Here is a 15,221-nt window from a genome sequence, read left to right as displayed (position 1 = left end):
CCCGTGAAGTTTGCGAGGAAAAACGTCTGAGCCAATGCTATAAGTCTTAATGCCGACCAAAATATAAAACGTGGGTATTATCATGCTAAAAAATATTAGTGTCAGGACCTTTATTATTGGGTTCCTTTTATCTCTTTTTTTGGTGGATGCAGGTGTCATTGTTCTATTTTCCAGCAATCCTTCTCTCTTTATTTCGCTTAATGTCATCAACTTCATTGCGCTATTTTTGCTCTGGGTCTATATGACGAAGTATCTTGTGACGCCGATCAATACGGTGAAGAAGAGTATTGAAGAGGTGACAGCAGGTAATCTTGGTGTCTCTATCCCTGAATTTGGCAATAACTGTGCCGGCCGACTCATCCCGGGGATAAACAGCCTCTCCGGCAACATTGCGACGCTGGTGCGCGAGATCAGGGCGTCGTCGCAAACCGCGATGACCTTATCGGATCAACTCTCGGCACGTAGCGCTCAGCTTTCGGTGAAAACCGAGCAGCAGTCTGCGTCTTTAGTGCAAACCGCAGCCAGCATGGAGCAAATGGCTGCGAGTACCAAAAACAATGCCGATAACACCCGCCTGGCGAGCGAACAGGCTAATGTGGCGACGCTGCAGGCGCGCAAGGGCGGGGAGCTGATGGGGCAGGTCGCCAACAATATGCAGTCCATTACCGAATGCGCCCAGCAGATGACGGAGATTATTTCGTTGATTGACGGCATTGCGTTCCAGACCAATATTCTGGCGCTCAACGCGGCCGTTGAGGCGGCAAGGGCGGGCGATCATGGAAAAGGTTTTTCTGTCGTTGCGGAAGAGGTCAGAAACCTGGCGCACCGCAGCGCAGAGGCCGCGAAGAATATCAAAGCGCTGATTGAAGTCACCAGCAGTAACGTCACGCAGGGCGCTACCGTTGTGTCGCAGGCAGAGAAGAATATGCATGAAATCGTGACGGGCTCGGGGAATGTCAGTCGCTTAATGGACGATATTTCCGCGTCGACATCAGAGCAGGAAAAAGGCATTTCTCAGATCACGCTGGCGCTTTCGGAGCTGGAGCGGGTCACGCAAAGCAACGTGGCGATGGCAGAGGAACTCAACGGATCCTCTGATGTCCTGCGCAATCAGGTCATTGAGCTGCAGGCCCGCACGCGTAATTTCAGACTTGACCAGGGCTCTTCTTCCTCATTACCAGGCGGCTCGCCATCCTTCCTCCAGCGGCCAGAGCACTCACTCTGACTGAATCTCAAAGCCTGGCATGCCAGGCTTTTTTTACGCCTCTGGCCAGTATGTACATTTCCTGAGCGATATCAGCGCGATGGGAGACATAGTTGTTGCTTAACCCCTGATGGAAGCTAGACTGACACCAAAAGAGCTAAAAAGGTGGAGGCGCTGTGGAAAGCATTAAAGGATCTGAACTTAACGTTCCTGACGCAGTTTTTGCGTGGGTGCTGGACGGCCGCGGCGGTGCGCGACCGCTGGAAGATAATGATGTGATCGACAGTGCGCATCCCTGCTGGCTACATCTGAACTATACCCACCCGGACAGCGCTGACTGGCTCGCTTCGACCCCGCTCTTGCCTAATAACGTGCGCGATGCGCTGGCGGGTGAAAGCCTGCGGCCGCGCGTGAGCCGAATGGGGGACGGTACGCTGATCACCTTGCGCTGCATTAACGGCAGCACGGATGAACGTCCGGATCAGCTGGTTGCGATGCGGGTATATATGGACGATGGACTGATTGTCTCCACCCGACAGCGTAAAGTCCTGGCGCTGGATGACATCGTCAACGATCTGAAAGAGGGCACCGGGCCGATCGATTGCGGCAGCTGGCTGGTGGACGTCTGTGACGCGCTTACCGATCACGCGAGCGAATTTATCGAAGAACTGCACGACAAAATCATCGACCTGGAAGATAACCTGCTCGATCAGCAGATCCCGCCGCGCGGTTTTCTGGCCCTGTTGCGTAAGCAGCTAATTGTGATGCGCCGCTATATGACGCCGCAGCGCGACGTGTACGCGCGTCTGGCCAGCGAAAGACTTGCCTGGATGAATGACGATCAGCGACGCAGAATGCAGGATATTGCCGACAGGCTGGGGCGCGGGCTGGACGAGATTGATTCCTGTATTGCCAGAACGGCGGTGATGGCGGACGAGATCGCGCAGGTGATGCAGGAGTCGCTGGCGAGAAGAACCTACACGATGTCCCTGATGGCGATGGTCTTTTTGCCCAGCACGTTTCTTACCGGGCTGTTTGGCGTAAACCTGGGCGGTATCCCGGGCAATGCCTATCGCTATGGTTTTACCGCGTTTTGCGTCATGTTAGTTGTTTTGATAGGCGGTGTTGCATGGTGGTTGCATCGTAGTAAATGGCTGTAAATTTACGCTTTTTCCAGCTTTTACCGGGATCAAAACGCTCTTTTAATTGAGCGAAGTCAATAAACATCTACCCCGTAAGGTGCAATATTACTCCCGCAGGTGAATGCAACGTCAAGCGATGGGCGTTGCGCTCCATATTGTCTTACTTCCTTTTTTGAATTACTGCATAGCACAATTGATTCGTACGACGCCGACTTCATAGTCGGCTTTTTTTTGCCTCCTGATTCTCAACGTCTACCCTAAAAGGGACGACAGTAAATTCTGGAGGGAATGATGAGCATCCTGAACGCTCTGCTACTGCAACAATCGCGTCAATCCGATCCTATCCCCAGCGATCCGGTGCCCATGCCCGATCCCATCCCGCGCCCACAGCCAATGCCCGACCCGCCGCCCGATGAAGAACCGATTAAATTGTCGCATCGAACCGCGAGATCTGCGAGGATACGCGCCATCTGACTGCAAAGATGACCACGAGAGACTATTGTGACCGCTTTTTCTACCCTGAATGTTTTGCCCGCTGCCCAGCTCGATAACCTCAACGAGCTGGGATACCTCACGATGACGCCTGTTCAGGCGGCCGCGTTGCCTGCCATCCTCGAGGGCCGTGACGTGCGCGTACAGGCGAAAACGGGCAGCGGGAAAACGGCGGCATTCGGCCTCGGCCTGTTGCAGCATATCGATGCGGCGCTTTTTCAGACCCAGTCTCTGGTGCTGTGCCCGACCCGCGAACTGGCAGATCAGGTTGCGGGTGAACTGCGTCGCCTGGCGCGTTTCCTGCCCAATACCAAGATTTTAACCCTCTGCGGCGGACAGCCGTTCGGCGCGCAGCGTGATTCACTCCAGCATGCGCCGCACATTATTGTCGCCACACCTGGCCGCCTGCTCGATCATCTGCAAAAAGGCACCGTCTCGCTGGATGCGTTACAAACGCTGGTGATGGATGAGGCAGACAGGATGCTGGATATGGGCTTCAGCGATGCGATTGACGAGGTGATCCGTTTCGCACCTGCCGATCGCCAGACGCTGCTGTTCTCCGCAACCTGGCCGGACGCTATCGCCGCCATCAGTGGCCGCGTGCAGAAAAATCCACTCACCATTGAAATCGACAGCGTAGATGCGCTGCCCGCTATCGAACAGCAGTTCTTTGAAACCTCGCAGCAGGGGAAAATTCCGCTCCTGCAGAAGTTGCTGAGCCAGCATCAGCCGGCCTCCTGCGTGGTGTTCTGTAATACCAAAAAAGACTGTCAGTCGGTCTGTGATACCCTCAATGCCGCCGGGCAGAGCGCACTGTCGCTGCATGGCGATCTGGAACAGCGCGATCGCGATCAGACGCTGGTCCGTTTCGCTAACGGCAGCGCCCGTGTTCTTGTCGCAACCGACGTCGCTGCGCGCGGTCTGGATATTAAATCCCTTGAGCTGGTGGTGAACTTTGAGCTGGCGTGGGATCCTGAAGTGCACGTGCACCGTATTGGCCGTACCGCACGTGCAGGAAACAGCGGTCTGGCGATCAGCCTCTGCGCACCGGAAGAGGCGCAGCGCGCCAATATTCTCTCTGAGATGCTGCAGATTAAGCTGAACTGGATGAATGCCCCAGTTGGCGTCAGCCTGGTACCGCTGGAAGCCGAAATGGCGACGCTGTGTATTGATGGCGGTAAAAAAGCCAAGATGCGTCCAGGTGACGTATTAGGCGCGCTGACCGGGGATGTGGGTCTGGACGGAGCGGATATCGGTAAGATTGCAGTTCATCCGGCGCATGTCTACGTAGCGGTTCGCCAGGCGGTGGCCCATAAGGCATGGAAGCAGCTGCAGAACGGGAAAATCAAGGGTAAAACCTGTCGCGTACGTCTGCTGAAATAAAGCATCAAGCGTCTCAGAAGATGTTTCTGAGACGCTAATCGCTTACTTCACTTCAAGCACGTTCAGACGCAACTCTTCAAACTGATTGTCATCTTCTTCCGGCTGCCAGCCGGCTGGCTGCATGGGAATATCTTCCCGGTCAAACGCCAGATCGCCGCCATTCACCACGTCTGAGTCATGGTTAATGCCTTTGAAGTCGAACAGTTCTACATCCGCGAGATGGGAAGGGACAACGTTCTGCATCGCGCTAAACATGGTTTCGATACGACCCGGATAACGCTTATCCCAGTCGCGCAGCATGTCGCCAATCACCTGACGCTGCAGGTTCGGCTGAGAGCCGCAAAGGTTACATGGAATTATCGGGAACCCTTTAGCCTGAGAAAAACGCTCAATGTCTTTTTCACGACAGTAGGCAAGCGGGCGGATCACAATGTGTTTACCGTCATCGCTCATCAGTTTAGGCGGCATGCCTTTCATTTTGCCGCCGTAGAACATATTGAGGAACAGCGTTTGCAGGATATCGTCGCGGTGATGGCCCAGCGCAATTTTGGTCGCGCCCAGCTCCGTCGCGGTACGATACAGAATGCCGCGGCGCAGGCGAGAGCACAGAGAGCAGGTGGTTTTCCCTTCCGGGATTTTCTCTTTCACAATACCGTAGGTATTTTCTTCGACGATTTTGTACTCAACGCCCAGCTTCTCGAGGTATTCCGGCAGAATGTGTTCCGGGAAACCCGGCTGCTTCTGATCAAGGTTGACCGCCACCAGGGAAAATTTCACCGGCGCACTTTGCTGAAGATTACGCAGGATCTCCAGCATGGTGTAGCTGTCTTTACCCCCTGACAGGCAAACCATGATGCGATCGCCTTCTTCAATCATGTTGAAGTCTGCAATGGCTTCGCCCACGTTACGGCGCAGTCGCTTTTGCAGTTTGTTCAGGTTGTATTGCTCTTTTTTGTTAATCTCTTGATTCTCTTGCATTGAGTACTACCTTCGGAGCCAGCAGGGGCAAAAATTGTATGCCGCGTATGGTACGGATTCCGGCGGCGAATGCCAGCACGTTTTGCAGCTGCGTTAAATCTGGAGCCGATACTCGATAAAGAGTAGTAGGCCTTCTGTATGCCCTTGCGCATCCTGGGCATGAAAACAAATCGTAGGTTTTGATATTCCATCGCACCATACTCACGGTGATGAAAAACAATCTCGGTTTTGGGCTGTAACGAAGTCAGTGTACGCTGTGCCTTCAAGGCCTCTAGTGCTGGCTCTAATAGCGTGATAACTCGATCACCTGCATCGGTTTTTGGTGGGACGAACATTCCTAGCGCATTAAGGTTGCGCTGTATATGAGCCGTACCTTTTTCCCAGTCGATATCTTCCCAGGCAAGAGCTGCAAGCTCTCCATGACGGACACCAGTATAAACTGCGAACGTCCACATATTGAGGCTTTGGCCACGCTCGGATTCCGCAAGCAAACTAAACTCCTGCTTCGTTAAAGGATCCGGTTTTACTTTCCCTTTGTGTAGTTTCTTGATCCCTTCAAAGGGTTTGCCACTGATAAAGCCAGATTTGTGTGCAAACCGAAGAAGGGAGCACAGAAGCGATATATAGTTGTTCACGGTACGCACAGTGCGTCCCTGTTTGTTACTTCTGGGATTTGCCAGGTAAAGTGTCTCACCGTTCAACAGCTCCTTTCTGTATTTCAGAATGTCGCTGTGGCGTATAGTTGAAACAGGCGTATCTCCGTTAATGATGTGCATTAACGTACCGAGTTGTGAGCGCGTCTTACGCATGGTATTCGCGCTAATTTCGGTTTCTTTAATGCTCGTCCACAGTTCACACAGCTCTGAAAAGGTTTGAACTGAAACAGTGGTTACGGTTTTTTTTGCTCTGGATGATGAAGGAAAGCGCTGGTTGTAATCAAACTCTCCAAGGTTGATCTCACTTACGATCACAGCCCGAAGATTCCCGGCTTTTTTGATGTTCGCCGGGGTGTTAATCCAACCTTTGAGAATTTCGCGGCAACGCTTTCCCCGGTACATAAACCAGATACAAATCTTATTGTTTCTGATTTCGACACCTGTAGGCAAAGCTGCCATCTTACGCATCCCTTATTAACTGATTAATTCTCGGATAGTTGTACCAGGTTGTGCCACGCAAGGTTTTTTCTCCGGAAGGAGAAACCCGTTTAAAATGGATACCTTCCACCCAACAGCCCTGGCGATACTTCCCAATCTGTCGTTCGGTCAGGCCTGTTTTTTCTGTGAGCCTTGCGCCAACAACCCATTCTTCGTTAAAAATTACCTGCGACATGGTTCACCTCAGGTAACCGGCATGAGTATAGATATGCCGGTCTGCAGTCGTTGATATTTCAGTTTCAGTTTCAGTTTGCCTGGCCGGGCAGGGTACGCAGTCGGCGCATGCCGGTCATTGCTGTGGCCACGTAGCTTGCCTTGCAGTTGACCACTTCAACCCAGACCTTCACGCCTTCCACTCTCACCGTATAGGTCTCTTTCATCTTGCTGCGCACATAATCGCCGTATCTTTGCTGGTGGGCTGCGAGTGCGATTTCACATGCCTGGCGAGCCAAAGGGGATTGCTTACTGCCTCGATTAATCAGTCGCATTTCTTCTCCTTGAGGGAGGGTTTCCCCTCCCGATCTCGTTAGTCCACGTATTCCGGTTTCATATCCGCCAGGGTGATGCTGAACTGACCATGCAATTCATCGCCCAGATGACGTTTAGACGACGCAAGAACGCGCTCTACCTCTGCGAACCGCGCAGCTGCATCGGGTTCATCTGAAGGTGGCAAGGAATTGATGGCTGCTTCGACTTTGTTCCGTGCATCAACCAGGTAATAACGCTTCACGGCCTTGTTTTTCAGCTCAGTGAACAGGGCAGAACCCAGCGTTGCTTTCACGGTTTCAATATCTGCGCGCAGAGCTTTAGCGCTATCCACATCCTGAGCCGCCTCGATGCGATCACGGAAACCTGCCTGAGCAGTACACCGAGCGCGAGCATACGCAGCAGGTGGCGCAGATTATCAACGGGCTATTCGTACAGCTGGCGGCTGCGTTTCCGGCAAGCCTGGTTAGCCGCAGTCAGGAAGACGTGAATGAGATCCGCCGGCAGTGGGTGCTGGCGTTCAAAGAAAACGGAATCACCACTCTGGAGCAAGTTGAAGCCGGTATGCGCATGGTACGCCGTCAGGAGCGTCCGTTCCTACCGTCACCTGGCCAGTTCATCAATTGGTGCAGGGAAGGGCGCTGTGTGCTGGGGATCACCGCTGCTGACGTGATGGCTGAATACTGGAAGTGGCGCAAGTTAGTGTTTCGGTACCCGAGCAGTGAGCAGTATCCGTGGCCGAAGCCGGTTTATTACCACATCTGCCTCGAGTTGCTTCGCCGCGGAACCGATGGCCAGTTGTGTCAGAAAGAGCTCGAGCGCGAGGCAAGCGATATTTTGGATATGTGGGAAAAACGGGTTATAGCCGGTAAGCCTATTCCGCCTGTTCGTCGCGCGCTGGCAGCTCCAGTATCGTCGAAGGGATCGACACCAGCCGAGATTTTGAAAGCGAAATACGAGCGCTTGAAAAATTGTGGAAGGGTTTAAGTATGCTTGGTGCATATAGAACCGGTGAAACTGAACCTTGAATAATTTGTCCCAGTCCCAGATTACTTCCTTTCGTGGTTGCAGTATTATCGGTGAAATTGTGGAACTACCCAAGAGTAGCTGTCCACGTAACATGGAAATGGCGAAGGCGAATCAAAAATGAAATGGATAGCAATGGCTTTTGTGGTACTCGCTGCTCCTGTTTTAGCTAAGGAGTACAGTTATGGTCCTCCAACAGCAGTATGCCTCAATAAATATACGATCCCGTACATCAACACGGATAGGCCCGCCATTGAGATAGTTGATGAAGCATACGATAAGTGTCAGGACGTTCTTGCTCAGTGGGATAAGGAAAGGAAGTCATTACCTCCAGAGCTTGTTGTCAGCCAGGATGAAGAGTTTCACGCATTTTACGTACATATGATCGAAGCTCGCCGAAAATCGGATGCTAATAAAAAATGACTATTGTTTTTATTCCTGCTTTGATAGCAGTTCTTTTGAGTGAAGAAAGAGAAATCGGAAGAGAGTTAACTCAGCAGGAGGTTGAGTCAATCCGTGATTCCGCTACAGCTGTTCGAGTGCCAGTTGATGTTGCAAAAGAAATGATTAAAGAACGGGGATACCTTGACATCGATCCTGAGAATGCTTGGGAAGAATGGCTTTTATACAAAAAATATGTCAATTGAAATGTTGCTAGACGTGTGAGAGAAGGTAAACCGAAACCGCCAGTGCCCCCGACAGTGATACTGGCTCCGAAGGGGCCAACGCCAGGTGAGTTACTCAAAGCGAAGTATGAGCGCATGAAGGCTGAAGGGAGGGCATAGGGAGAAATAGTCCAGTTTAAACGAAAAGGATAAAGTTTCGGCACCTATGCTTCCACTTTAGCCCATATGGCGGTAGTATCATGAAACATCATTCAGAACCGGAATTTTCCTAAGGTATAGATTTCTAAGATTATTTGCTTATTGATAATTCATTGCAAGCTTTAACCGTTAAAAAGGGGGGAGTCAGTGGCAATTACTGTTTATTCAAAGAGATTCAAAAGCGAACTTGATAAAGAACAATTAGAACGTTTATATCTTAAAAAGGTTTCAAACGACTTAGATGGTTTTCGAATTTTTGTAAATGAAGACGCAGAATGCCCGATGTGCAGTGTTACAGGTGCACATTATGTATCTGAAGGTTATTCTAAGTTAACTAATAAGAAAATTAAGCAAGCGCACTTCGCATTTAGAAAGCCTGACGGCTCGGATGCACATAAGGTTTTTTGTGACTATTATAATGGCCCAGATAAAATCAGAGATTCAGGTGGTGACGCGTTCATTAAGTTCGGAAAGGATGGTTCAGAAGTTACGCTATTAGTCAGAGAACTGGTTTGCCGGGGTATTGAACATAAAGTCTTTAACCAGACTGATATCAGAAACATGAGAAAGTGGTTTTCTGATCTGCGTGAGTCGGGGGATTTTGTTATCAGCTATAGCCCACACGTTATTAATCTTATTAGAGCGTCCTTTTATAGCCAGGGTGACTCCGTTAAATATGAAGTACTAGAAGGTAAACAAAACGAATCATGGTTTAATATCAATGATGAGGTGTATAAATCGCTAAAATACAAATATCCATCTTTCTTTAATATTGATTTAAACGCCAAAGAAAATAACTCACTGATGAGATTGTATAGTAATACTTTAGCGCGTCAGGCGCATCGCCTAGTAATAAGAGATAAAGGGCTGAAAGTATTTGATAGGCGAGAATTAAATGATAAATATATGGCGGCAATGCAATTATCTACAGCAATAACTAAGCAGTATGATTCACTAAGGAGGAAGTTTACTACTCCGCGTTCAATAACAGGAAATAATCAGTTGCTTGCATTATCAGCGCTGCTTCTTTTTGTTTCTGACTGGGATGAAGGACTGGCCATAGAAAAGTTTAATATGCTTTCTAATGCCGATAATTCAATAATGCCCAATGCAGGAAATGTTATTGGTATGAACCCCTTTATTCATTATGATGCATGGAAAATAATTCATCGCGTACAAGATTTGATTGATTCATTACCTGACTTCTCTAATCTTGATGAAGAGTTTCAAATTGAAAAGCAGCGACTATCTGAACTTTACGAACTAAATAAGGATAATATGTAGAATGAGCTTAAGGAAAGCAAAACCGAACGATAGCATAAAATCTGTAATGCAGTTTGTTGAATACGTAAATGAATGGAAGCTCAAAGGAAACTATCCAACTGCATTTAGAGGGCAGGCATTTTATGGTTGGATAAGTAAACCAAAATTATTTAGAGGCGAAGGCAGGATTTACGAGAATGAGAACCGAGCTATCAGAGACATAGTTTCACTTCATCCGTCTGAGTTTGAGTCTGATAAAACGATGTTTGATCGTCTTGTTCGGATGCAGCACTTTGGTTTGCCAACAAGGTTAATGGACGTTACTCTTAATCCCCTTGTAGCGCTATGGTTCGCTACAGAAAGTTATGTATTTACAGAAAATAGCAAAAGTATTTCAAAGGGACCGCAGGGTGGAACTGTCACAGCATATTTTGTTCCGGATTCTAGGCAGCGATACTATGATAGTGATCGAGTAAGTTGCATGGCAAATGTTGCTAATTTAAGTGGTGAAAGTAAAGAGATTCTCTTTGATTTAGCTCGAAAAAGCAGTGATTACCAAAGTTTTATTGATAATAGCAAGAGTGTAAGGGGAAATAATGGTGTTGATAAAGATGTTCTTGATGAGCTTTATTATCACATAGGTATGGAAAAACCACATTTTCGGCAGTTAATGAAACCTCAAGATTTGCTTAGGCCAATTTATGTTAAACCAAAGTTAAGTAATAAAAGGATAATTGCGCAGTCCGGTGCTTTTATGCTCTATGGTTCAAAAACGAATTCGTTAAAATCCACTGAAGAAGTTCTGCCTACACGAAGTGTGTTCATAGCTGCTGAACATAAAGAAGCAATACGGGGACAACTGGAGCGTTTAGGTGTGTATGAAAGTATACTTTTCCCAGAGATTGAGAAAGCAGCGAAATTTATTTCTCGTAATTATGCGGAAATGAAGCCTATTGAAGATGATACACTTTAGTAGGTACCTCATGCATACGAACCATACGATCTAGTTGCTTTAAACACAGAGCTTACCTGACAACCTATTTTTTAAACTAATGGAGATGGAGCCATTATGGAATTTTTCATAGAAGAACAGCAACGATACGCTATTAATGCCGCCGTTCAAATAAAAGGAGAGATTTACGGTGAAACTTACCACATACCCTTCAAAGATGCATTTTATATGGGTGAAAGCGTTTTGAAAACTACATTCATACCGCAAAGATTTACATTACTTCATGACTATATTTCATATCGATTGCTTGATGATTACAGACATACCTTAAAAAAAATGGGATCTGATATATACTCAGAGATCTATAAGGAATTTGAAAGCTATCAGGTGGTTTTCCAGAGATTTGAGGAATACCGAAAAGCTAACTATAACGATTATTTATATGACATTTATGCCGCTCAAATAAATTTCAAGTTGGTGTGGAGTACGTTCACTATACTTTACAGGAATCGGGACCTTATGCGGCGATTTAATCTGCATGTTTCTGATGAAATAAAAGCATTAAAGATGCTTGATTACCCATTTTATCTTAAACGAGATGGTGTAATGAAACGTTGTACATATTGGCCCGAATGGTTAAGAAAAGGATTGTTAAAAAGAGAGGATGGACATTGCGCAATATGCCAAAACAATCTTACGGGCGTCTTCGCAAATAACGCAGGTATTGCCATTGATCACATTGTACCACTCAATCTTGGAGGGACAAACGATCCGACTAATTTGCAAATGCTTTGTGGTGATTGCAATAGCGAGAAAGGGGGTGATAAGTATACCTCTTCAGATAAATACGCACCTTTTTGGTTGCCGAATAGCTAGCGTGTACAACTACTTAAGTTTGTAAACTGTAGAAAATACTTTCGGGCTTCAAGAATTAGTTCCGGCATTGTGTGCGCTTATGTGAATTTTATGTAGGTTTCCCTGAAATACGAACTAGTAAATGCAGTGACAATGACATCCAAAATTATCTTCTACGCGGTATGGATTATGCTGGTTCTGCCATAATGTGAACTATTACTATAATGCTATAGCAGTATATAGTTGCTTGAATCGTGACGTGATGGATATCATAATGATGTAACAGCCCTTTACTCGAAAGGGCTGTTACATGATACACATCTTTTGGTGTGATTCTATCTTTTCCCTCGGTGAATAAAAGCGGAGGATAGAAAGTTACTATCAATGAGAAGTTTGTCGATGTGATCAACGAGAGAAGATACTGAAGATCTAAAGTCTTTGATTAATTCATAATTAAGCTTGATGTATCCTTTTTTGTCACATGAAATATCAATTTCGTTTTCTTTAAGCTCTTTTACAAACTCAGCTGGTAATTTTCCATCACTATGAACCAAGTAGTGCCTAATGTTTAAGAAGTGAACAGCTCTGTTTATTACTTTCTCTTCGCCAGATAATGATAATTTACCGCACACGCTTTTAATTAATTTTAAAGTGCTTCGTTCCTTTTCAAGCTCTTGAAATATTTTATCTATCAGAGAATTTGATATGGTGGTGAAATCACCTGCTTGGTAAATGTCAAGTGCCGTGATTGTTAATTTTGCCTGCCCACCTACAAATTGTAGTATAGATACTCTTTTGCTAAGTGCTGCACTTTTCAAAATGACCTTCAGGTATTCTGTAACTTCTTCATAAGATTCTTTTATATATGATGAAAATATTGTTTGTTTAAGGTGGGTGAATACAGCGGAGCGATTCTCTCTAAAAGCTTTTCCTTTTAAATTGCGCTTATGTAAGCGTTCATACTTAGAGATATCTCCCGGTAGAAGTGTGTCAGAAGTGTTTAAAACTCCAGAGCGGGAATAAGACTGCCATGATAAATAATCTACTAGCTGAATATCTTCGTCGAATCGATAAAATCTTTGTAAGAAGGCATGTTTTGCTTTAGACATTTTCAGCATTTATTTTCTTCCTATGATATTTAGAGTGCCTTGAAATTCTTTCTTGAATCCATTGTTTATTAGGTTTTTTTTGATGTCAGGGATATAGTTTTGACTCCCATTACTTTTCCTTCCGGTAGATTAACATCTTACAATTTTTATTTGTAGGTGTATGTTTTTTTCGTTTTTGGGAGTTAATTTAATAATTACTTAGGAGGCCTTAGCAACGTCCGCTCATGACACAAAGCTGACATTCCATCCAATGTTAGTTTTATAACTGACGTAAGGTGAATTTGAAAGACTCCTGTATTGACGCAGCGCTTGCGTGTCATACTTATAAAAGGCAGAGGACACGACGGAAATTATCAAGCATTACGCTGGAGCCAGCTCAGCACTGGCCACCAGCTTCAGTTATTGTGTTCTGATGAAAGCAGTCCTTGAAAGGGTCATTTGCGTCTGGCAGTCGATCATTTTCTTAAGTTCAGGATCAGTTCCCTGCATTGAAACTTTGCCACACATAGCATCCTTTGTTTTGATCCACTGGCGCTGAGAAGGTAGTAACTCCTTTTTCTTCGCCGGAGTTAATGTGCTCCAGGCGGTATTCAAATCAGAGTCGGCATTTGCAAACGCCATTCGGGACTGATCAAGGCTGCCAGCGTTTTGCTGTTGAACCTGCTGCTCCGCTTTTTCTTGTGCCTGCAGCTGTGTCTGTCTTTCACTTTGCTGCTCTGCCTCATACTGGGCCTGTTGCTGCGCCCTGAGTTGAGCCTGCTGTTGCGCTTCAATTTGGCTCTGTTGGGCATCCTTAACCTGCTGGATCTTTTGCTGTTCAACGATCGGGTTGATGATTGAAAGCGATGTAAGTGCAGCAGCACCCACAGATATCGGATTATCAGAGGAGGCTTTTACGAAAACGTTTTTCTGATCGTCGGTCGCCTGTGCTGTGTAGGAGATGCGTTTTGAAAAGCTATTTGCGTTGTTATCTAAAGACAGGCTTTCCATTTGCTTGTCGAGATTACGGTTAAAATTTTTTCTGTAAGCATCAGAAAGCTGAGCGTAATCATTTGCAGGTAGGGTCATCGTCACAGTACCTTCACACGTTTTCATTGTGCTACCCGTGTCACTTGAAGTTGTGGAGATTTCAGATATGACCAGTTTGATCTTGTCCAAGGCGCTTCGTTTTGTCTGATTAGTGACGTCAGGGTATTTGTCGACCTGTTCAGAGAGCCCTTCATATGCAGATTTTTTTAATAAATCCATAAGAGCTGACTGGGTCATTTCAGAAGAACAACCGATTACATCTTTTTTGTTATCACAGCCTGTAATGGCAACGGCGAGTATGAGTGCTGCGTATTTTAATCTCATAAGTTCCCTTTATATTAAGGATTGGCTTTTATGAGGCGGTATGTAATCAGTCCGGATGGCCAAAGCAAACAGCACTGAACACTGAACGCGTCACAAGCAAAGACCAGAGTAGTATCGGCAAAGACTGCGAAATCTTTAATTCAAATAATGAGAACATTACGCAACGGAGACTTTGATGATGATCCCGAAGCGAGGGCCTGCAAGTAAGGTTCTCACCATAGAGTTAGGGCATGAAATGGTGCTAGTGAGCTGTGCTGAGTATCCAATCGATCAGTCTTATTTCCAATACAAAACATGCAATCCACAGAAGCAACAAGTCTTTGCTCAAGGAGTAACCTGTTGTTTGTTTAGGGGTACACCATCTGAGTAGGCTACTTTGTGAGCTCTAAGAACGTTGCAAAATCCGCTACATAAGTTTATAAATGTACTGTATATAAATACAGCAATTCATTGCGGAGGGAAAATGAAAATTGAGTTAACCATTGATTGCATGAAGAAACTTCCTGATGGAGCTATACCTGCACTAGTGTCAGAACTGCTGAAAAGGCTCAGTAAAGAGTTCGATGATTGCCAGTTTACGATTAGGCGTGCCAGTAATGATGGTTTGACTGTTTTGGGGGCGACAAGAAAGAAGTCGAACACGTCCTGCAGGAGACTTGGGAAAGCGCGGACGAGTGGTTTTATTAATCGCGTGAATTTCACTGGAGCAGTTTCAAAGAGTATCGCTGTTTGCGTTCCCCTGGCTGTTCCCGATTACTGTTTACCTCGTCAATAAGTCGCTCTGGGGGAAATAGTGTGTAGTGCAGATGCCTTTAATGCAGATGATCAATGGTACGACGTGGTCAGAAGGGCCGATAAAGCAGTTATCTATAGCTTCCCGGCGGAAGGGAGATATCTGGTTTATCGAGTAAATGGAATAGTTTCATTAAGACCGTTACTCGAAGAGGAAGAAATATTCACTCTCAACGGGTTTATGCAATTTGCAAAACAACTGGGGTAC

General features: G+C 46.5%; 15 protein-coding genes and 3 pseudogenes. 11 read left to right on the top strand and 7 right to left on the bottom strand.

What is annotated here, in order from left to right:
- Positions 1 to 82: 82 nt before the first annotated feature.
- The 4 genes from ACMGG5_RS18830 (at position 83) to dbpA (ending at position 4,221) form a co-directional block, all read left to right on the top strand.
- A complete protein-coding gene (locus ACMGG5_RS18830; RefSeq protein ID WP_148769246.1) occupies positions 83 to 1,225 on the top strand; it encodes a methyl-accepting chemotaxis protein in 1,143 nt (380 codons plus the stop codon).
- A 155-nt stretch (positions 1,226 to 1,380) separates the two neighbouring features.
- Entirely contained in the window at positions 1,381 to 2,364 is a 984-nt protein-coding gene (gene zntB / locus ACMGG5_RS18825) for a zinc transporter ZntB (RefSeq protein ID WP_024907164.1), read from the top strand.
- Positions 2,365 to 2,634: 270 nt separating this feature from the next.
- Positions 2,635 to 2,820 (top strand): hypothetical protein, encoded by a 186-nt coding sequence (locus ACMGG5_RS18820; protein WP_420095142.1) that lies wholly within the window; start codon positions 2,635 to 2,637, stop codon positions 2,818 to 2,820.
- Between the two features lie 27 nt (positions 2,821 to 2,847).
- Complete coding sequence (gene dbpA, locus ACMGG5_RS18815) at positions 2,848 to 4,221, top strand: ATP-dependent RNA helicase DbpA (RefSeq protein WP_267214929.1); 1,374 nt, start codon at positions 2,848 to 2,850, stop codon at positions 4,219 to 4,221.
- A gap of 42 nt (positions 4,222 to 4,263) precedes the next feature.
- Here the strand turns inward: dbpA and ttcA are convergent, their stop codons facing one another.
- From ttcA to ACMGG5_RS18790, 5 genes and pseudogenes are all read right to left on the bottom strand, one after another.
- Positions 4,264 to 5,199, bottom strand: a complete 936-nt coding sequence (ttcA, locus tag ACMGG5_RS18810; RefSeq protein ID WP_061715008.1) for a tRNA 2-thiocytidine(32) synthetase TtcA — start codon at positions 5,197 to 5,199, stop codon at positions 4,264 to 4,266.
- Positions 5,200 to 5,234: 35 nt separating this feature from the next.
- Positions 5,235 to 6,314: pseudogene (locus tag ACMGG5_RS18805) on the bottom strand (Arm DNA-binding domain-containing protein); the annotation flags it as partial.
- 1 nt (position 6,315) lies between these two features.
- Positions 6,316 to 6,528 (bottom strand): excisionase family protein, encoded by a 213-nt coding sequence (gene xisR / locus ACMGG5_RS18800; protein ID WP_073961537.1) that lies wholly within the window; start codon positions 6,526 to 6,528, stop codon positions 6,316 to 6,318.
- Between the two features lie 70 nt (positions 6,529 to 6,598).
- The gene (locus tag ACMGG5_RS18795; RefSeq protein ID WP_420278352.1) at positions 6,599 to 6,841 is read right to left on the bottom strand and encodes a DUF4060 family protein; all 243 of its coding nucleotides are present in this window, start codon (positions 6,839 to 6,841) and stop codon (positions 6,599 to 6,601) included.
- A 38-nt stretch (positions 6,842 to 6,879) separates the two neighbouring features.
- Positions 6,880 to 7,203 (bottom strand): annotated as a pseudogene (locus tag ACMGG5_RS18790) (enterohemolysin); the annotation flags it as partial.
- On the opposite strand from ACMGG5_RS18790, the pseudogene ACMGG5_RS18785 reads away from it, so the two are divergent.
- From ACMGG5_RS18785 to ACMGG5_RS18760, 6 genes and pseudogenes are all read left to right on the top strand, one after another.
- A pseudogene (locus tag ACMGG5_RS18785) lies at positions 7,203 to 7,826 on the top strand (replication protein P); the annotation flags it as partial. The pseudogenes ACMGG5_RS18790 and ACMGG5_RS18785 sit on opposite strands and share 1 nt — an antisense overlap.
- 159 nt (positions 7,827 to 7,985) lie before the next feature.
- Positions 7,986 to 8,288, top strand: coding sequence for a hypothetical protein (locus ACMGG5_RS18780; protein ID WP_061715011.1), 303 nt, complete (start codon positions 7,986 to 7,988; stop codon positions 8,286 to 8,288).
- Positions 8,285 to 8,512 carry a hypothetical protein gene (locus ACMGG5_RS18775; RefSeq protein WP_061715012.1) on the top strand — a complete coding sequence of 76 codons (228 nt, stop codon included), beginning with the start codon at positions 8,285 to 8,287 and terminating at the stop codon, positions 8,510 to 8,512. The genes ACMGG5_RS18780 and ACMGG5_RS18775 overlap by 4 nt, the downstream gene beginning before the upstream one ends.
- Positions 8,513 to 8,836: 324 nt before the next feature.
- Entirely contained in the window at positions 8,837 to 9,973 is a 1,137-nt protein-coding gene (locus tag ACMGG5_RS18770) for a hypothetical protein (RefSeq protein WP_420278351.1), read from the top strand.
- Between the two features lies 1 nt (position 9,974).
- A complete protein-coding gene (locus ACMGG5_RS18765) occupies positions 9,975 to 10,925 on the top strand; it encodes an FRG domain-containing protein (RefSeq protein ID WP_420278350.1) in 951 nt (316 codons plus the stop codon).
- Between the two features lie 96 nt (positions 10,926 to 11,021).
- Complete coding sequence (locus ACMGG5_RS18760; protein ID WP_061715015.1) at positions 11,022 to 11,780, top strand: HNH endonuclease; 759 nt, start codon at positions 11,022 to 11,024, stop codon at positions 11,778 to 11,780.
- A gap of 314 nt (positions 11,781 to 12,094) precedes the next feature.
- Here ACMGG5_RS18760 and ACMGG5_RS18755 read toward each other — a convergent pair whose 3' ends face one another.
- Both ACMGG5_RS18755 and ACMGG5_RS18750 read right to left on the bottom strand, forming a co-directional pair.
- On the bottom strand, positions 12,095 to 12,877 hold the full coding sequence (locus ACMGG5_RS18755; RefSeq protein ID WP_420278349.1) for a hypothetical protein: 783 nt from the start codon (positions 12,875 to 12,877) through the stop codon (positions 12,095 to 12,097).
- A gap of 390 nt (positions 12,878 to 13,267) precedes the next feature.
- Positions 13,268 to 14,221 carry a lysozyme inhibitor LprI family protein gene (locus tag ACMGG5_RS18750; RefSeq protein WP_061715017.1) on the bottom strand — a complete coding sequence of 318 codons (954 nt, stop codon included), beginning with the start codon at positions 14,219 to 14,221 and terminating at the stop codon, positions 13,268 to 13,270.
- Positions 14,222 to 14,684: 463 nt separating this feature from the next.
- Here ACMGG5_RS18750 and ACMGG5_RS18745 point away from each other — a divergent pair, with 463 nt between their 5' ends.
- Entirely contained in the window at positions 14,685 to 14,996 is a 312-nt protein-coding gene (locus ACMGG5_RS18745) for a DinI-like family protein (RefSeq protein WP_420278348.1), read from the top strand.
- Positions 14,997 to 15,221 lie beyond the last annotated feature (225 nt).

Source organism: Enterobacter sp. BNK-34 (genome assembly GCF_048684445.1).
Classification (GTDB): Bacteria; Pseudomonadota; Gammaproteobacteria; order Enterobacterales; family Enterobacteriaceae; genus Enterobacter; species Enterobacter pseudoroggenkampii.
Note: the sequence above shows the minus strand (reverse complement) of the source record. Positions and strands in the feature narration are given on the sequence as shown.